Here is a 17,377-nt window from a genome sequence, read left to right as displayed (position 1 = left end):
ACAGAAACGCACGAATTGTTCCTTGAACGCCTTCCATCACTTTACGAACGAAAAAAGCCGCTGGCTCCCAACGAGGAAGCCGGCGGCTTGAATGGTTTGTCTTAGGTTCGCTCTTGGAGGTTTAGTCTTCGCTTGGGAGCTTGGCGTTGTGATAGACGGTCTGGACGTCTTCGCAGTCGTGCAGCATATCCATGAACTTCTCGAACTGAGCAGCGTCATCGCCCGAGAGTTCCGTCGTCGATTGTGGCACGAAAGCGATTTCCTGCACTTCCAGCTCGATATCTGGGTTCATCTCCAGCAGGGCCTGCTTCGCTTTGAAGAAGTCGCTGGAAGCCGCGAAAACGGTCAGGTGGCCATCTTCAGATTCCACGTCGTCGACGTTGACGTCTGCTTCCAACATCGCTTCCAGCACCTGATCCGAGTCGGTTCCCTTGAACGAGAAGATCGCCAGATGGTCGAAGAAGTGCGAAACCGAACCGGAGGTTCCCAACTTCGCTCCCCCTTTGTTGAAGCAGTTGCGAACGTCGGTAATCGTGCGGTTCGCATTGTCGGTCAGACAGTCAACAATCACCGAGGTGCCGCCTGGCCCAAAGCCTTCGTAACGCGATTCCGAGTAATCTTCGCCGCCGGTTCCCTTGGCTTTTTCAATGGCTTTATCGATCACGTGGGCCGGTACTTGTTCCCGCTTCGCTTTTTCGATCATGCTCTTGAGCGAGGGGTTCGACTCCGGGTCCGGCACGCCATTCTTCGCGGCAACGTACAGCATCTTGCCATACTTCGAGTACAGCTTGGACTTCTGCGAGGCGGTCTTGGCAATCGCGTGCTTCCGGTTTTCGAAACTTCGTCCCATGGGAGTCGTCTATCAGGGCTAAGAGGATTGATGGAGAAAGAGTCGTTCATTAAAGATAGACGAGTTCAAGATTTAGGGCAATTACGACTCCTCCTGAATCGTTCAGAATCGCCGGCAGTCCGGCCGGAATCCTAGGAATTCTCACCTGTTTTTCCGCAACTTCCCAATCTGGCAATAGTTACGTCGACGCGCTGCCGGTCCTGATTCGGCAGGCGTTGTAAAGCAGCTCTGAGAAGATCGGCATGATCACGCACAGCTTCTCATCTTGGCCAGATGTGGAACTTGGTTCCTCTGCCCTGCCTCCCCCCCGAGCGATAGCATCAAGCTGACTGCTCATCGACTGATCGATTTACGTAACCGGCACAGTTCTCCGCCGCTCGTCCGACAAATTGATTCAGCCGCGATAATCGCGCAGGCATCGTTGCCGTTTCGGTCGATCAATTTATTGGACCGTGCCAACCTGGAACTCTTGTAACGCACCGAGGCGACTTTGCCTTTGGGGCGCGAATGCATGGCGAGACCGACGAATGCTGGCACCTGGCTCAAAACCGATTCTTTCGACAACGCTTCTCCTTCTGGTCGCTGGCTGCACCTCGCCCGACGGCAATCGGGAAACCGTTCCGGCATACATCGAGCCGGAAGTAGTCGAGTTGCCTGCGATTGAAGATTCGGCAGCCTCCCCTGCTCCTGCAGTCCGTCGGCCCAAAGCACCGACCGAGGTCGACGTAACCTTGGTCGCACATCACCTGCCCGCCGACAGCTTGGATGAATTGGAACAGCTGGCTTCCGCCCAGAATCCGCGACTCACGCGCCTTTATCACGAATATCAAGCGTCGCTGGCCAAGTCGCGGTATGTCGATAAGCTGCCTGATCCTCGGTTCGGAGCCAACGTGTTTGGCAACCCAATCCAGACGGCGTCCGGTTCGCAGCGAGCCAACATGACCTTTAGCCAGGCAGTGCCTTGGCTGTCTCGCCTGCGTGCGGACGAGCAACGAGCGATCTTCGAGGCGTACGCGATCCATGCCGAAATGGAAGCCGAGCGACTGCGAGTTCAGGCGGCCGTCCGCACCAATTGGTACCGGCTGTATGTTCTCGACAAGCAGATCGAGATCGCCCAGGCAAATCAGCGTCTGCTCAATTCGTTGATCGACGTGGCGAACGCCCGTATTTCGACCGGGGCCGCCTCGCAGGGAGACGTGCTGCTAGGCACGCTCGAGCTGTCGCAGTTGGAGGAACGTCTGCTGGGGTACCGACGCCAACGCAAAGGGGTCGAAGCAGAGTTGAACCGGTTGGTTGCACGAGATTCGGATGCTTCGATCCAGTCTGCAAGACTCTTGCCACCGGGGATGCCAGAGCTCGACCCTCAGCAACTAACGGCTCTCGCCATCGAGTATCAGCCAGAACTCGAAGCGGCTCGCATGCGAACTCATGCCACGCGCTGGGGCGTGGAAGTATCGCGTCTGATGCGTCGACCGGAGTTCGTTTTCTCGGCCAGTTATTACCCCACCGATAACAATCGCCCACCGAGCACCGTGGTCGATGTTGGACAAGATCCGTGGGCACTCGGAGCGCAGGTCAGCATTCCGATCTGGTACAACAAATACGATGCGATCGAAGATGAAGCGAAGTGGAAGCATCAGGCCGCCCACAACACGGTCGAAGAGCTGACCGATCGCTACGAGTCGATTATCCTCGACCTGGTGGCCGAAGTCCGTCGGGCCCATGAAACGGCCATGCTATACGAGTCGACGATTCTGCCTCAGGCACGACAGACGCTCGCAGCCGATCAAGACTCCTACACGAATGGATCCGTCGAGTTCGACCGCGTCATTCGCGATTACCGTAACCTGCTAACCCTCGAGGTGGGATATCATCAGGCAATTGGTGATATGGCAACCGCCATCGCGAAATTGCGGCAGGCCGCGGGTGCTGATTTTCCGCTTACCCCCGCTGGTTCCCTGCCGTAACGGCGTGTTCTTCAGCTAAGTTCAATTCCGACGTTGACGCTCGGCGACGGGAAACCTAGACTTTCGTGTATCGCTAACTCGAAGTCCCAAGGACATTTGTGTGATCTCTTTGCTTCGCAAATCGACTGTCGTTTCGGCAACGTTCATGTTGTTGTGGCAATCGGTATGCCTGGCTGCTGTCACCAACTGTACTTGCTCCAGCGATGCTTCGGCCAGCGCCGTCTGCTGCTGCTCGGGCATGACGATGGATATCGCGGGCGGCTGTCCGCATTGCCAAATGAATGCCGACATGCCGGATACCGGCTGCCACCCGGGCAACTCGGTGGAAGGCGATTCGGTCTGTCATTGCCATCTAACAGTTCCTGCCTCGGGAACACCTGTGACGGCGCCGGAAACAACCATTTCCGACGGCTTGATGGGAACACTCTTATTCATCGCGCCTGCTTCGTTTGAAGTCGTTTGCCATCGCGAAACGGTCCAGCCGGAGCTTACCGATGTGCCCATTCCGGATGACAACTTCCGGCAAGTCATTCTCTGCGTGTGGCTGACCTAAAGGCAGCGTAAATCGATTCTTCGTCGCGAGGTTCCTCCGAACTTTCGTTGCGACTTTCTACTGCGATTTATGCACTAAGTCTTTCTCCTTTGGTTCCAAAAAGATTTCACCATGCGCAATTTGTTTTTTGCAACGGTATTGGCTGCGCTCGCCGCAGGTTGCACGGCTTCTTCCACCGATGCGGCTCCCGAAGCAACCGCACAAGCCACTGTCAACGATCACTGTCCGATCATGGGTGGAGACGTGACGAGTAAAGGTGGCACCGCCGAGTGGAATGGCAAGACGATCGGGTTCTGCTGTCCAGGCTGTGCCCCTAAATGGGAAGCACTCTCCGACGAACAGAAGGCCGAGAAGCTTGCGGCTGCCGACTCTGCGGAAGGTGATCACGACCACGATCACTCGTAGTCTTGCCACTTGAAGCATGTGAGCGGCTGGCCGGAACCCGATTCTGGCGCGGTCCAAACGCTAGTTATGCGTATCGGTCCAGCCGCTCCTTTTGCCATCTCCTGTTGCGAAGGAAACGTTGCGATGTCGACGTCCTCACCAAATACTGATTCAACATCGGTCCCCAACCCTCCTTCAAAATCGGGCCGTTGGTGGTTGTCGCGGTTGGCCCCGGCGGGTCTATTTCTCGCCGCCGGCGTACTACTGATTATCCTGCTGGGATTGGCTCAGCGCGTTGGATGGATCAGTAGTGGCAGCGGCAGCCCGGTCGCCACCGAAAGTGAATCGCAGCAGATCTTCACCTGCCCGATGCATCCCCAGATTCGCCAACCAGGACCGGGACGTTGTCCGATCTGTGGCATGGCCCTGGTTCCCGCGTCTGCCGGGGGAGCCGACCTGGATGAGTTCGCGGTCACGATCGAGCCAGCCCAACGGCGGCTCGCACAAATCGCAACCGCTCCTGTTACGTCAGAAGCAGTGACGACCGAGGTTGAAACCATTGGTTCGATCGAAATCGATGAAAGCCGACAGGCAACCATCGCCGCTTATATCAACGGTCGGGTCGAAAGGCTCTTCGCCGACTATACCGGTGTCTCTGTGGCAAAGGGAGATCACCTGGCGGTCGTCTACAGCCCGCAGCTCTATGCCGCTCAAGCCGAATACCTTGAAGCCCGGAACACGCTGCAGTCCAACAGCGGAACGACACTGGCTGCCGTTCGCCGGGCTCAAGAAGGCCTGATGAATAATTCCAGGCAGAAGCTGGTCGAACTTGGCATGACCGAACGACAGTTGGCGGAACTGGAAAGCTCTGGCAAACCTCAATCTCGTTTAACCATTTACGCCCCAATCGGTGGCACGGTGATCGAGAAGCTGGCCGAAGAAGGGATGTACATCTCGGCCGGGGAACCGATTTACCGTATCGCCAACCTTTCGACCGTCTGGCTGATGCTGGAACTCTATCCCGAAGATGCCTCACATATCCGCTTCGGCCAGGTCGTTAAAGCGGAGCTTACTTCACTTCCGGGTGAAACCTTAACCGGCCGTGTTGCGTTCATCGATCCGAAGGTGAACACCCGGAACCGGACCGTGGGGGTTCGTGTCGAGTTCAAGAATGACGATGGTCGATTACGACCTGGTGATTACGCGGAAGCCAAGATCGAGATTCCAATCGGCCCTCAGGGTCAGATCTATGACGATCAGCTCGCAGGAAAGTGGATCAGCCCCATGCATCCGCAAGTCATCCGCGACCAGCCTGGGGCCTGTCCGATTTGTGGGATGGACCTCGTTCCAACCTCGCAGTATGGCTACGCCGATCAACCCGTTGGGACGACCCCTTCGACCGTAATTCCCAGGTCGGCACTGCTGATGGCGGGTAAGACAAGTGTCGCATATGTCGAGACCGAGCCAGGTCGGTTTGAGATTCGGAAACTGACACTGGGGCCTATTCTGAAAGATAAAGCAGTCGTGCTCGAAGGGGTGGAGCCTGGGGAAATGGTTGCTACTTCCGGCAACTTCTTGATTGACTCTCAAATGCAACTTGCTGGCAAACCGAGTCTGATCGATCCCCACCGGCTGGTGAAGAAGGCCAACCGCAATACGCCGATGGAGGTCGAAACCGACCAACTGGCAAAGGTGGTAGGTCCCGTCGGGCAAGATCTCGAGGCAATGTACCAGGCCTACTTCGCCATTCAATCGCAACTCGCGTCTGACAAAAAGCCAGCGGAAAATGTGAGTCAACAGCTCTATCAGTTGTCGCAGAAGTTATCGAAATCTCCGGACCTGGGTGACCCTGCCCATGCGGCACTTCAAGAAATCGCCGAAAACTCACAGCATCTGCACCATGTCTCGCTCGACGAGGCTCGCAAGCAGTTCAAACCGATTAGCCATGCCGTACTGAACCTGGCGTCTCACGTGCGTGGCGACGGCGCAACGCAATCGTTTCACCAGTTCTTCTGCCCGATGGTGCAGGATGGCGAAGGCGATTGGCTGCAAGCAACTGATCAACTGCTCAATCCTTATTACGGTAGCGAGATGCTCCGTTGTGGCGAGCATGTGCGGACGTTAACAACGCAGGCCCCAGCACCGATGCACCAACACTCCGAATCAATGCCGATGCCAGAGGGAGGCCAATAGCTATGCGATCGCTCATTGCCTTCTGCCTGCGAGAGCCGCTGATCATGTTGGTTCTGACCATCGTTGCCGTTGGCTACGGATGGTATGCCACCAAGAATGTGCCGATCGATGCGATTCCGAACATCGGCGAGAACCAGGTTATCATCTTCACGGCCTGGCCTGGCCGTTCGCCCAAAGATATCGAAGATCAAATCACGTACCCATTGTCGGTCGCCATGCTGGCGGTGCCGGACGCGGAATCGGTCCGCGGCAAAAGCCTCTTTGGGTACAGCTTCGTCCAGGTTACCTTTCACGACAGCACCGATTTCTATTGGGCGCGATCGCGCGTGCTCGAACAGTTGGGCATCGCGGCGGCGGTACTGCCAGATGGAGTCGTCCCGACACTCGGCCCCGATGCCACCGGGCTCGGCCAGGTGCTCTATTACACGCTCGAGCCTCCTCCAGGGATGAATCTCGCGGACCTTCGTTCGGTCCAGGACTTTATCGTCAAGTACGAGCTTCAAGCCGTGCCAGGCGTGAGCGAAGTCGCCAGCGTCGGAGGTTATGTTCGCCAGTACCAGATCGAGATCGATCCCGATCGCTTGCGTTTTCATAATGTCCCCTTGGACCAACTGGTCGACGCTGTGAAGAAGTCGAACATCGACGTCGGCGCCAAAACTGTTGAGTCAGGAGGGATGGAATTCATCATCCGCGGCAAAGGGTTCATCGGCGCCAACCAAGACACTGACCAGGCGATCGCCGACATCGAAAAGACTGTGGTGCGTACACGTGACGGAATTCCACTGCGGATTCGAGACCTGGGCCACGTTCAGTTGGGCCCGGAATTTCGTCGTGGTGCGATCGATTTGAATGGCACCGAAGCCGTTGGTGGCGTCGTCGTGATGCGATTTGGCGAGAACCCACGGGCAGTGATCGATCGCGTTAAACACAAGATCGCCCAGATCGAGCCGAGCCTCCAAGGGGTGAAGGTAAACATTGTCTACGACCGTACTGGTCTTATCGACGACACCATCGCCACTTTGACCACCGCGCTCACGCAAGAGATCATGATCACCGCCGTCGTGATTCTGCTCTTTCTATTGCATGTGCGGGCCAGCATCGTGGTGGCCATCACCCTGCCAATCGCCGTGCTTCTGGCATTTGTGGCAATGCACGTGTTTCGGATTGATGCCAACATCATGTCACTGGCCGGGATCGCGATCGCGATCGGAACGATGGTCGATATGGGGATCATCGTTTCCGAGACCATCTACGATCAGCTTGCCGACTGGGAACGCGAGGGACGCCCCGGAGGCAACCGTCGGCGACTTGAAGTTATACAGTCGGCTGCCAGTGAAGTTGCCCCAGCCGTGGTGACCGCGGTGATGACCACCGTGGTGAGCTTTCTGCCGGTGTTCATGCTCACGGGACGCGACTACAAGTTATTCGCTCCGTTAGCCTGGACAAAGACGTTCTCGCTGCTGGCCGCTTTGATCGTGGCGGTCACGCTCGTTCCGCTGTTGAGTCGCTTTCTGCTGAGCACGACGCAGGTGAAACGATCGACAACATTATGGGTTTCAGTGGTCTTCGGTATGGTTGGCCTTGTGCTCGGTGGAATGATCGGCACCTCCACTTACCCGGGTTCGTCCATCAGCCTCGTTGTTGGTTCGCTACTGGGAGCCGTGGCATTTGCCTTGCTGGCCTGGTGGATGCTCGGCGAGCGACTTCGCCCCGTCGACGAGAACCCAGTCAGCCGAATGATCCTTTGGGTTTACGAGCCACTTCTGCGTTTATTTCTCGCCCGCAAGGGAGCCTTCCTGACACTCCCCACGGTTGTGGTGCTGATTGGCCTGGGTGCTTGGATCGGACTTCCCACCGTTTTGTCGCCGGCCGAGAAGGTGGCCGGTTATCTGGGTGCCGACATGAACGAAGTCCCTGGCTACGTCGATCTCAAGCATACCTTCACGGGATTGAAGGAATCGGATTGGATTGCCCTAGACGAGGGAAGCTGGTTCTACATGCCAACGCTTTACCCGGCCGCTAGTTTCTCGCAGGCGATGGAAGTTCTACAGACCCAGGACGCAATGATCAAAGAGATCCCGGAAGTGAAGGATGTGCTGGGAAAGATTGGCCGCGTCGAGTCGGCACTCGATCCAGCTCCTGCGGCGATGATCGAAACGTACGTGATGCTGAAGCCCAAAGATCAATGGCGCGAAGGGATCACGACGCAAGATATCTGGGAGCAGATCAACGCCGTTGCGACGCTGCCCGGCGTGACGCCTGCCTCGCCTCTTCAGCCGATCGAAGGCCGTGTGGTGATGCTGCAAAGCGGGATCAAAGCGTCGATGGCGATTCGCATCTATGGCGACAGCCTGCCCGGCCTGGCCGAGGCATCGATGCAAGTGGCCGAGCATCTGAAGACCTTGCCTCAGGTGCAAGCCGCCACGGTCAATCCCGATATCGTCCTGGGTAAGCCTTACGTCGAGTTCGATGTGAATCGCGACGAAGCGGCACGCTATGGGATGTCGACCGCGATGGTGAACCAGGTGATTGAAACCGCCTTGGGCGGCGCCAATGTTACCAAGACCGTCGAAGGGCGAGAGCGCTACCCGGTCCGGGTTCGCTACGAGCGTCAGCTTCGAGAGCAGCTTTACGAATTGGACAAGCTGCCGGTGGTGACCCACTCCGGTGATGTGATTCCGCTGTCGAGTCTTGCCACGATGAATACGACCTGGGGTCCGGGGGTAATCAACAGCGAAGATGCCCGACTTGTCGCGCATGTTTCATTTCAACCTTCCGGCAGCATGGGGGCCTTGGAAACCGCCGAGTCGGTTCGCGAAAGCCTGCTTGCCGCGCAACGAGATGGTTCGTTACCGCTGCCACAAGGCTATTCGTTAGATCCCGTCGGCTCGTTTCAAAATCAGATTGAAGCGAACAAGCGTCTGCTCTGGGTAATCCCACTGGTGATCTTCATCAACTTGTTCATCATCTATTTGCAATTCCGACATTTGCCGATCACGTTGGCGGTGTTTTCTGGTATCCCGGTCGCGTTTGCCGGAGGGATGATCTGCCTTGCGATCAACGAAGTGCAGTTGAATACCGCCGTTTGGGTTGGGTTTATTGCGCTTTTCGGAATTGCCGTCGATGATGGCGTGGTGATGGCGACTTACCTCGACCAGGTCTTTTCCCGCAAACGATTGAAGACCATTCAAGATATTCGCGATGCCACCGTCGAAGCAGGCATGAAGCGAATTCGCCCCTGTTTAATGACCACCTTCACCACAATTATTGCCCTCGTGCCGGTGATTCTTTCCACCGGACGTGGCAGCGACGTGGCCAAGGCCATGGCCTGGCCGGTGGTGGGTGGGATGACAGTCGAACTGCTGACCCTGTTTGTCGTTCCGGTGGTCTTCGCTGCGTTCAAAGAGTTCAAGATGAACCTTGGCCTGTACGATCGACATTGGGAAGGAACCGAGGACGCGTAGCTTACAACGCTCCACTGTTCGAAATAAAAAAGCCGGCGATCGGATAGCACCAATCGCCGGCGAGCACTTCTCGTAGTAGATCACCGAACCGCGCCGTTGGTTCGGTGTTTACCCGAGATTAGTGATCATGGTCGTGGTCGTCGTGATCATGTTCGACACTGCCACGGAATTGTTTTCCTTCGATGCTGACAACGATGGTTGCCTCGGCCCCCTCGTGGTCGAGCGCTTCTGCCAGGGCTGGATCGCTGGAGGTGAACTCCGAGGCCTTCCCTTCCGCGGCGCCGACCGCAGGCAGTTTGAACTGCGAGCCATTGCCATCATGTTTGATGTTGATGGTCAGGTCCGCTGCTTCAATTGCCACTGGCTGCTTGGCGGCCGAGTCGAGCAAGTAAATCGTTACCGAACCTGCTTTGTCGTCATGGACTAGCTCGGCGTGATACTCTTCCTCGCCCAATTCGATCAACGCTCCGTGATGAGGCCCTTCCGATGGATGGTCGTGATCATGTTCTTCCGAATGCCCCGCTTCGCCGGAGGCGTTTGGTTTTGCTCCGCCATCACAGCCGGTGAGCCCGACCGTAAGTACGGCCGACAACAGTACGTGAGACAGTAGTGTTAGCTTGCGCATTGTTTTCTAATCCTTCTGGTTAAACAGCAACTTAATGAGCCGATTTGATTTGTCGTTGCCAGCTGACTCCCGACCAGCAACGACCAGGTTTTCCAATGAACATCTTCGCCACTAGGCCTGCGGGAGAAGATGTTCTTCTGATTCTTCCACCAGTTCGACATGCGACGACTCCGCTTCGACCAGTCGTCTGGCCGCCCCGGTGCCAACCTTCCAAAACAACGCAGGACGAACCAAGAATTCGAGGACGGTGCTCGTGATCAGCCCACCAATAATGACGGTCGCCACCGGGTAAAGGATTTCCTTGCCCGGTTCCCCAGCGGCCATCGCCAGTGGAACCAGACCGATTCCCGACGTCAGGGCGGTCATCAACACCGGTGCCAGGCGATCTTTACCAGCACGAATGATCATCTGCTTCGACCAGCTCTCTCCCTCGTACTTCACCAGGTGCAAGTAATGGTTGATCAGCAGAATCCCATTCCGCGACGCGATCCCGCATAGCGAGATGAATCCGACCATACTGGCCACGGTCAAAGTTTGCTGCGTGATATATAACGCCGCCACAGACCCAATGAATGCCATCGGCAGGGCGATCATCACTTGCAATGAAAGATTGGCAGAACCAAACATCTTGTAAAGGACAAAGAACATCCCGGCCATAGAAATCATGAACAGCACCGCGATCATCCGAGAGGCAGATTGTTGGCTTTCAAACTGGCCGCTATACTCGGTGAAGTACCCGGTCGGCAGTTCCGCTTCGATCGGCTTCAGTCGCTCGCGAATGTCCTCGACTACGTCGACCAGCCCGCGTCCGCTCACATTGCACTGAACGATGATCCGACGACGAACCTGTTCGCGATTGATCGTATTCGGACCACTCGATTCATACACGTTCGCGACATCTTCCAGCTTTGCGGTGCCGCCATCAGGCAACTCGATCACCAGGCGGCGGAGCGCGTCGCGATCTTCACGGAAGTCTTCGTCAAGCCGAACCAGCAAGTCGAAGGTACGTTGCCCATCCAATACTTCCGAAACCACTTCTCCTTGCATAGCCGTCTCAACGAATTCGTTGATGTCTTGCCGACGCAGGCCATACTGCTCCAGGCGATAGCGATCAGCCTCGATGCGGAGCTGCGGAATGTTGACTTGCTGTTCGACTTGCAAGTCACGCACGCCTTCCACCCCGGACATCGCCGCTTCCATCTTCTTTGCTTCTCGGCGGAGGATGTCGAGATCGTCTCCGTAAAGTTTAATGGCGACCTGGGCCTTCACCCCGGATAGCATGTGCGAGATCAAGTGTGCCAGTGGCTGTTCTACGGCAGTGACGATACCGGGAATATCGGCCAGGGCCTCGCTGATTTCATCGATCACCTCTTCGCGCGATCGCTCGGTATTGGGATCGATCGTGGCGACAAACTCGGTCATGTTGACCCCTTCGGCATGCTCGTCGAGCTCGGCCCGGCCGGTCTTACGCACGAAGGCTTCAATGTCATCGAGCTCTTGAATCCGGCTTTCCACACGCGCAGCCACCTCGTTGGTCTTCGCCAGCGAAGTCCCAGGCGGCAGAATCACGTTGACCTGCACGGCACCTTCGTTGAAAGGCGGCAGAAAGTCACTTTCCAACTGCAGCATTCCCCAGCCAGCGATCATCACTCCCACGCTGGCCAATGCCAGAATGGGCCAGGCCAGATTCAAACTGAACGCCATCACTTTGTCGGCGACGGCTTTCAAGACTCGCAGGATAAGACCATCTTTGTCATCATGTCCCAGGTTGGCGTTCCCGAGCAGCCAATAGCTGAGCACCGGCGTTACCGTCAGCGAAACCAGCAGCGATGAGACCAGCGAGACGATATACGCAATTCCAAGTGGAGCAAACAACCGACCTTCCATCCCGGAAAGGGCAAACAGCGGGACGAACACGATCACCACGATCATCGTTCCATAGACAATCGAGTTGCGGATCTCGCAGCTGGCCTGAAACACAACCAATAGCGGATTCTTCGGATTCTCGGCATGGCGATTCTCGCGGAGACGTCGGAAAATGTTTTCGACGTCCACGATGGCATCGTCCACCAACTCACCAATGGCAACCGCCAAACCGCCCAGCGTCATCGTGTTGATCGACAGCCCAAAGATGGCGAACACCAAGGCAGTCATCACAATCGATAAAGGAATGGCGGTCAGCGTGATAAAGGTGGTTCGCAGGTTCAGCAGAAACAGGAACAGGATAATCACCACCAGAATGCCACCATCCCGCAAGGCTTCCACCACGTTGGCAATCGCCAGATCGATGAAGGTCTTCTGCTGATAAAGCTCTGGCAGCATTTCGATATCGCTGGGAAGCGACGATTTCATTTCGTCGATGGCCGCAATCACCTTGTTGGTGACATCGCGAGTATCTGCATTGGGCTGCTTCAGAATCGTCAGTGCAACCGCTGGACCGCCGAAGAACTTTCCTTCCTCATCCCGGGCATAAGCGGAACTGTCGCCTCGTTTAACCTGGGCACCTTCGACCACTTTCGCGACTTGGGAAAGCCGAATTGATTGGCCATCACGATGCGCCACGACGATCCCGCCAATTTCGTCGATCGTGGTGACACGCCCAAGCGACCGGACGAGCAGTTCGTTAGGACCTTGTTCGTCGAGATAACCACCGGCGCTATTCTGGTTGGACTCCGCGACCGCCTGCTTCACTTGGTGAAGCGTGACGCCGTAGCGCTGCAAGTTGTTAGGATCGACCAGAACCTGAAACTGCTTTCGTTCCCCTCCCATGACAATCACTTGGGAGACGCCGGGAATAGTTAGCAGTCGTTGGCGAACGACCCAGTCGGCAATGGTCCGCAGTTCCATGGGAGGCGTCTGGCCATCCTTGCTGACCATGCCCATCACCATGATCTGTCCCATGATCGACGAAATGGGCATCAGCTGCGGCTTCGCACCTTGCGGCAGACGATCGGTCGCCAATGCCAGGCGTTCGGCCACGATCTGGCGATCGTTATAGATGTCGGTTCCCCAGTCAAACTCGACGTAGATCACCGACAGCCCGACGCCAGATTGCGTACGAACATCTTGTACCCCGGTGGCACCGTTCAAAACGGTTTCGAGTGGAAACGTAATCAATGTTTCCACTTCTTCCGGGGCCATCCCAGGGGCTTCGGTCATGATGACAACCCGCGGGCGATTGAGGTTAGGAAACACATCGATCGGCAATTGAGTGGTCTGCCAACCGCCGTATATCAACAAAAATATGGCCACTGCAATCACCAGCATGCGGTTCTGCAGTGAAAAGCGAATGATGGCATTTAGCACGATGAAGACTCCGAAACAAACAAAGCGTGAAAGACGTATGAACGTTCCTCGATGCCAGGCGAAAATCACCTGGCCATTACGCTAGTGGTTGTGTCCAGCGTGCGGATCGATTCCGCCACCAGACTGGTTCTTCAACGTTAAATGCATCTCGTAAGCACCTCGTGCGGCAATCACATCACCCGGGAACAGAGAGCCATCGTTCGCAATCACGACATTCGATTGATCACGATATTTCACATGGACCGGCACACGATCAAAGTGATCACCGTTCTGCTGATAGACATACTTTTCGGCACCTTCTTCCACGATCGCATCAACCGGAACGACGATTTCGTCTTCCCACTTTTCGACGGGAACGTGTAGATCCATTCGCTGGCCTGGCTTGAATCGCCACTCGACGAACTGCTGACCGTTGGGCAGTGTCCGCTCGGAAACTATTTCATTGGGCAAGGCGATGAAGAAGCGAAAAGCTCGCGACTGGGGATCGATATGATCGGCAAGGTAAAGTACTTGCAGGTCGTCGACCCGGTCCGCTTCTTTACCAGAAACCAACAGCGAGGCGCTGATATTCCAGTGCTGATTGGCGGCCTCGCGTAGTCGCATGGCATCGCCTTCGAAGGCACGTCCTTCGATATACAGTTCGCAGTGATCGGCAATCACTCCCAGCAGTTCGCCAGCTTGAACTTGCTGTCCCACTCGGGTTGGCAGGTTTTGCACGTGGTAGCTATGGGTTTCTTTGCAGCTTTCGGCATCTTGAACATGCTCTGGGGCTCGAATGACCAAACGTTCAAGTAACGTCTTGGTCTGCATGATCTGGGCAACCTGTTCTTCGTCCAATCCATGCAACAGCAAGGACTGGCGTTCCGCGCGGAGCGAAGCCTCGAGCTTCTGCTTTTCATATTCCTGCTCCAGGATTCGCTTTCCAGCGATAACCCCTTCGGCCAGTCCTTGCAGACGAGCAAGTTCGCGATTCACGACATCCAGTGCTTCGGACGTACGAATCAAGTTGCTCTGCGCGGTCACCAGGTCTTCATGGGTCAAACGCAGTTCAAATAACGGACTCCCGGAATCGACCGAGCTTCCTTCAACCGCGAAGATCTTCGTGATGACGCCGGTCAGCGGCGCCGAGATGTTCATCTGGGTGCGACCAGGGCGTTCGACCACCATTGCTGGCACGGTAATCCGCCGCATGTAGGTCCCCAGTTCAATGGTGACCGGTTTGAAGTCGATATTCTTCAGACCATTGGCACTCAGCTCGACGGAATTCGCTTCAGAGTGGCCAGCATGTCCATGGTCGTGACCAGCATGCTCGTCGTGCTCCTCTTCCGTCTTGGCTTCGGCTTGCATGCCGAGGATCTGCTGGGCTTTTGGCAACCACATCGATGCGGTCGCAGTCGCGACGATCAGCAGCGCTATGACAAGCGCAAGGCCAATGATCGCGGGAATAATGTTACGGCTAATGGTTGTCATCGTTCTCTTGCCTCTCTCGTTGGAAACCTGAGAGCTGTTAATGGCGCAGGGATCTTCGGTAAAGTGAGTGCAGAATGCCTTAGGCAAATTCATTCCGCGCGAAAGACCAAAACGTCACGCTTTAGAAAGCACGTGAGCTGCGCGATTTAGAGAAGCATGCTTTCGAACTGCAGGTAGACAGCAGTCCCCTCGGGCGGAAGCCAACAGATTTCGAGCAATCCCTCCTCCGCGACCTGGCCCAATGGCGAGTCAAACGCCGGCAGACAGTTGGCGTCGAAGTAGAGTTGCGAGCCGATCTGCTTGACCATGCTCAGGTGGCCATCGCTATCGGAAGTCGAGGCCGACATAACGCAGTCCGATTGGCCACATTCGCCGGTGTCAGAATGCTCGTCATGGTCAGCGTGTTCGTGATCATCGACGGCGTGGCCATGATGGTGCGAACACCCATGATAATGTTCGTGAAGCTGCTGAGAGGCCGTCGAACAGCCTTCCGGTCCCAGCAATGGAGCATGCGAGTGATGCGCGCAACATCCGGCCAGGGCATGCCAAAGCATGGCCACGAGCGTCAGGATGGTTGCGGGAAACGTCACGGGAAACTCCATTCAGGTCAACTGTTTTCGGAATCTTATCCCACCAGGGGCAAACGAGACAACCTCGGTTCCCCCCAAAAGTCGATATTCCGAGCCCCAATCGGTCGATTTGGGACGTTCCAAGGATCGTATCGGTTCAAGCAGATGCAGCTCTTGCCGATTTTTTTACTGTTGGCTGAAAGTCTGCCCACGAAGCGCATCGCCCAGCGAACCAGAACCAGCCATATCTAGCGCCCCGGTTAGCAGCAGTCCGTCCACTTTAGCCTGGGCCTGCGACAGATTTCCGAGCGAATCGAGATAGTTGAGGTTTGTATCGAAGTAGGTTCTTCGGGCGATCAAAGTCTGCACAAACGAAAACTCACCTGCTTCATACGCTTTCTCCGCCAGACTCAATGTCTGCTTCGCCTTTGGCAAGATCTGGTGCTCGTACCGGTCGACGGCGAACCGGGCCGAATCGAATTCCTGGGACACTTGTGCCAATCGAGTCTGCAGGGACATCTCGATCCGCTTCACATCGTGCGTCGCGCGACTGTATTCATGATACGCCGCCGAGACGTTGCCAGAGTTGTCGTTGAACACCGGGATCGGTGCACCCAGTTGCAATTGCAACATGCCCGATCCGGTCGCGTTGTCGACGCCCGCCTGGAGGTTGCCGGTAACGTTGGGAATCGCTTGAACCTCTTGTCGCGACAGATTCGAGCGGGCCATCCGTACCCGACTGAACGCAGCCTGAAGCTCGGGACTTTTGTCCGACAGAGCGAGGTAGACCGTGTCCCAGTCGAGTTCAGCCGACCCACCTTCCAGCGAACCGCTGAGCGGTGTGACCTCCAGATTCGGAACACCTGCGGCGGCGGCCATTTCTTTCCAGGCAGCCTTCCAGCGATACTCGGCCTGCTGCCGCATCACCTCCACTTCGTTCATTTGAATCTCTGCCTGCAGCACTTCGGCCTGCGAGGCCTCTTGAGCATCGAAGCGGCGCTCGGCGAGGGTTACTCCTTTGGTCACAACGCCGTGGAAATCATCAATCATCTCCATCTGTCGTTGAGCGACCAGGGCTTGAACGAACTTCAACCGTACGTCGGTCATCACGCGGTAACGCTGGGTTTCGACCTCCCAGCGTTGGGCCTCGACCGAATGCCCTAACACGTCCTGATTCATCTGCAGCTTACCGCCGGTGACGAACTCTCGTTGAACATAGACCAGGTGCTGGTCGGTTCCCTGGTCCGCCAGCTGGTTGGCAGCGTATCCGACCTCTGGATTGGCGGAACGACCGACCTGGAACTGATACTCTTGCTCGGCATTAGCGGTCGCCGAAAGCGCCATAATTGCAGGGTTGTTCGCCAAAGCCAAATCTTGGATGGCCTGCAAAGTCAGACCTTCTTGTGGCACCGATGGCACCGCCGGGATTTCACTTGCAGACGTCAATTGAACCTGCTGAAGTGATTCAGGTTGATCGAAACTGACCTGTTCGATCTCGGAAGCAACTGGTGGCAACTCGGTCGCTTTGGCGATATCGGTGGCGATGGCTTGGTCGTCGTGGAACACTTCTGGCTTGGGAGCCGTCGAACGGCAGCCACTCACGGCGGCGAGACCTACGGCGCACCAGACGAGAGAACGAAACGTCTCCTGCGAGTATTTCATGGGAACATCCTTGCTGGGTTGGGTCATTGGGTATAGGCAGGGAAGACTCAACGGCGCAGGCACGCGCACAGAGTCCGAAATCGTTGGCAAATAAATGGTGCGAACGATTCACTCGAATACGAGAAGACGGCTGTAGGTCGCGAAGAGGTGGTCGTCAGGCTCCATCCATGCCTGCCGTACCAATGTTGTGCGACTAGATCAGCAAAACGGCGATCGCCAGATGTCGGCGCAGAGCGCCACGATGCGGTCGATGGCTTCGTGGGTCCCAAGACTTCCAGGCAGCATGATGCGATGGAAGAACCGCCACTAATTCAGCACCCGGAGGAAGCGTTTC

General features: G+C 56.3%; 11 protein-coding genes. 5 read left to right on the top strand and 6 right to left on the bottom strand.

Annotation, left to right across the window (positions count from 1 at the left end; all coding sequences use genetic code 11):
- Window positions 1-121 precede the first annotated feature (121 nt).
- Window positions 122-850 carry a YebC/PmpR family DNA-binding transcriptional regulator gene (locus AB1L30_RS12055; protein ID WP_345092651.1) on the bottom strand — a complete coding sequence of 243 codons (729 nt, stop codon included), beginning with the start codon at window positions 848-850 and terminating at the stop codon, window positions 122-124.
- Window positions 851-1,377: 527 nt separating this feature from the next.
- Between AB1L30_RS12055 and AB1L30_RS12050 the strand changes: the two genes are divergently transcribed.
- The 5 genes from AB1L30_RS12050 to AB1L30_RS12030 all read left to right on the top strand — a co-directional run bounded on the left by AB1L30_RS12050 (window position 1,378) and on the right by AB1L30_RS12030 (window position 9,411).
- Window positions 1,378-2,817 carry a TolC family protein gene (locus AB1L30_RS12050; RefSeq protein WP_367013673.1) on the top strand — a complete coding sequence of 480 codons (1,440 nt, stop codon included), beginning with the start codon at window positions 1,378-1,380 and terminating at the stop codon, window positions 2,815-2,817.
- 100 nt (window positions 2,818-2,917) lie between these two features.
- On the top strand, window positions 2,918-3,370 hold the full coding sequence (locus tag AB1L30_RS12045) for a hypothetical protein (RefSeq protein WP_367013672.1): 453 nt from the start codon (window positions 2,918-2,920) through the stop codon (window positions 3,368-3,370).
- A 111-nt stretch (window positions 3,371-3,481) separates the two neighbouring features.
- On the top strand, window positions 3,482-3,775 hold the full coding sequence (locus tag AB1L30_RS12040) for a hypothetical protein (RefSeq protein WP_367013671.1): 294 nt from the start codon (window positions 3,482-3,484) through the stop codon (window positions 3,773-3,775).
- A gap of 123 nt (window positions 3,776-3,898) precedes the next feature.
- Window positions 3,899-5,947, top strand: a complete 2,049-nt coding sequence (locus AB1L30_RS12035) for an efflux RND transporter periplasmic adaptor subunit (protein WP_367013670.1) — start codon at window positions 3,899-3,901, stop codon at window positions 5,945-5,947.
- 2 nt (window positions 5,948-5,949) lie between these two features.
- Complete coding sequence (locus AB1L30_RS12030; protein WP_367013669.1) at window positions 5,950-9,411, top strand: efflux RND transporter permease subunit; 3,462 nt, start codon at window positions 5,950-5,952, stop codon at window positions 9,409-9,411.
- Between the two features lie 118 nt (window positions 9,412-9,529).
- Here AB1L30_RS12030 and AB1L30_RS12025 read toward each other — a convergent pair whose 3' ends face one another.
- The 5 genes from AB1L30_RS12025 to AB1L30_RS12005 all read right to left on the bottom strand — a co-directional run bounded on the left by AB1L30_RS12025 (window position 9,530) and on the right by AB1L30_RS12005 (window position 17,043).
- Complete coding sequence (locus AB1L30_RS12025; RefSeq protein WP_367013668.1) at window positions 9,530-10,036, bottom strand: hypothetical protein; 507 nt, start codon at window positions 10,034-10,036, stop codon at window positions 9,530-9,532.
- Window positions 10,037-10,147: 111 nt separating this feature from the next.
- Window positions 10,148-13,342 carry an efflux RND transporter permease subunit gene (locus AB1L30_RS12020; RefSeq protein WP_367013667.1) on the bottom strand — a complete coding sequence of 1,065 codons (3,195 nt, stop codon included), beginning with the start codon at window positions 13,340-13,342 and terminating at the stop codon, window positions 10,148-10,150.
- An 81-nt stretch (window positions 13,343-13,423) separates the two neighbouring features.
- Window positions 13,424-14,812: an efflux RND transporter periplasmic adaptor subunit gene (locus AB1L30_RS12015; protein WP_367013666.1), complete on the bottom strand. Its 1,389-nt coding sequence runs from the start codon at window positions 14,810-14,812 to the stop codon at window positions 13,424-13,426.
- A 146-nt stretch (window positions 14,813-14,958) separates the two neighbouring features.
- Window positions 14,959-15,402, bottom strand: a complete 444-nt coding sequence (locus AB1L30_RS12010) for a hypothetical protein (RefSeq protein ID WP_367013665.1) — start codon at window positions 15,400-15,402, stop codon at window positions 14,959-14,961.
- Window positions 15,403-15,567: 165 nt separating this feature from the next.
- A complete protein-coding gene (locus tag AB1L30_RS12005; RefSeq protein ID WP_367013664.1) occupies window positions 15,568-17,043 on the bottom strand; it encodes a TolC family protein in 1,476 nt (491 codons plus the stop codon).
- Window positions 17,044-17,377 lie beyond the last annotated feature (334 nt).

The organism is Bremerella sp. JC817 (assembly GCF_040718835.1).
Classification (GTDB): Bacteria; Planctomycetota; Planctomycetia; order Pirellulales; family Pirellulaceae; genus Bremerella.
The sequence above is the reverse complement of the archived record's forward strand: the minus strand, read 5'-3'. Positions and strand labels throughout refer to the sequence as shown.

Excerpts from the sequence above, each read along its gene's own strand:
- AB1L30_RS12030 (WP_367013669.1), top strand. The coding sequence starts at position 5,950 with ATGCGATCGCTCATTGCCTTCTGCCTGCGAGAGCCGCTGATCATGTTG.
- AB1L30_RS12015 (WP_367013666.1), bottom strand. The coding sequence starts at position 14,812 with ATGACAACCATTAGCCGTAACATTATTCCCGCGATCATTGGCCTTGCG.
- AB1L30_RS12035 (WP_367013670.1), top strand. The coding sequence starts at position 3,899 with ATGTCGACGTCCTCACCAAATACTGATTCAACATCGGTCCCCAACCCT.
- AB1L30_RS12055 (WP_345092651.1), bottom strand. The coding sequence starts at position 850 with ATGGGACGAAGTTTCGAAAACCGGAAGCACGCGATTGCCAAGACCGCC.
- AB1L30_RS12040 (WP_367013671.1), top strand. The coding sequence starts at position 3,482 with ATGCGCAATTTGTTTTTTGCAACGGTATTGGCTGCGCTCGCCGCAGGT.
- AB1L30_RS12050 (WP_367013673.1), top strand. The coding sequence starts at position 1,378 with ATGCTGGCACCTGGCTCAAAACCGATTCTTTCGACAACGCTTCTCCTT.
- AB1L30_RS12025 (WP_367013668.1), bottom strand. The coding sequence starts at position 10,036 with ATGCGCAAGCTAACACTACTGTCTCACGTACTGTTGTCGGCCGTACTT.
- AB1L30_RS12005 (WP_367013664.1), bottom strand. The coding sequence starts at position 17,043 with ATGAAATACTCGCAGGAGACGTTTCGTTCTCTCGTCTGGTGCGCCGTA.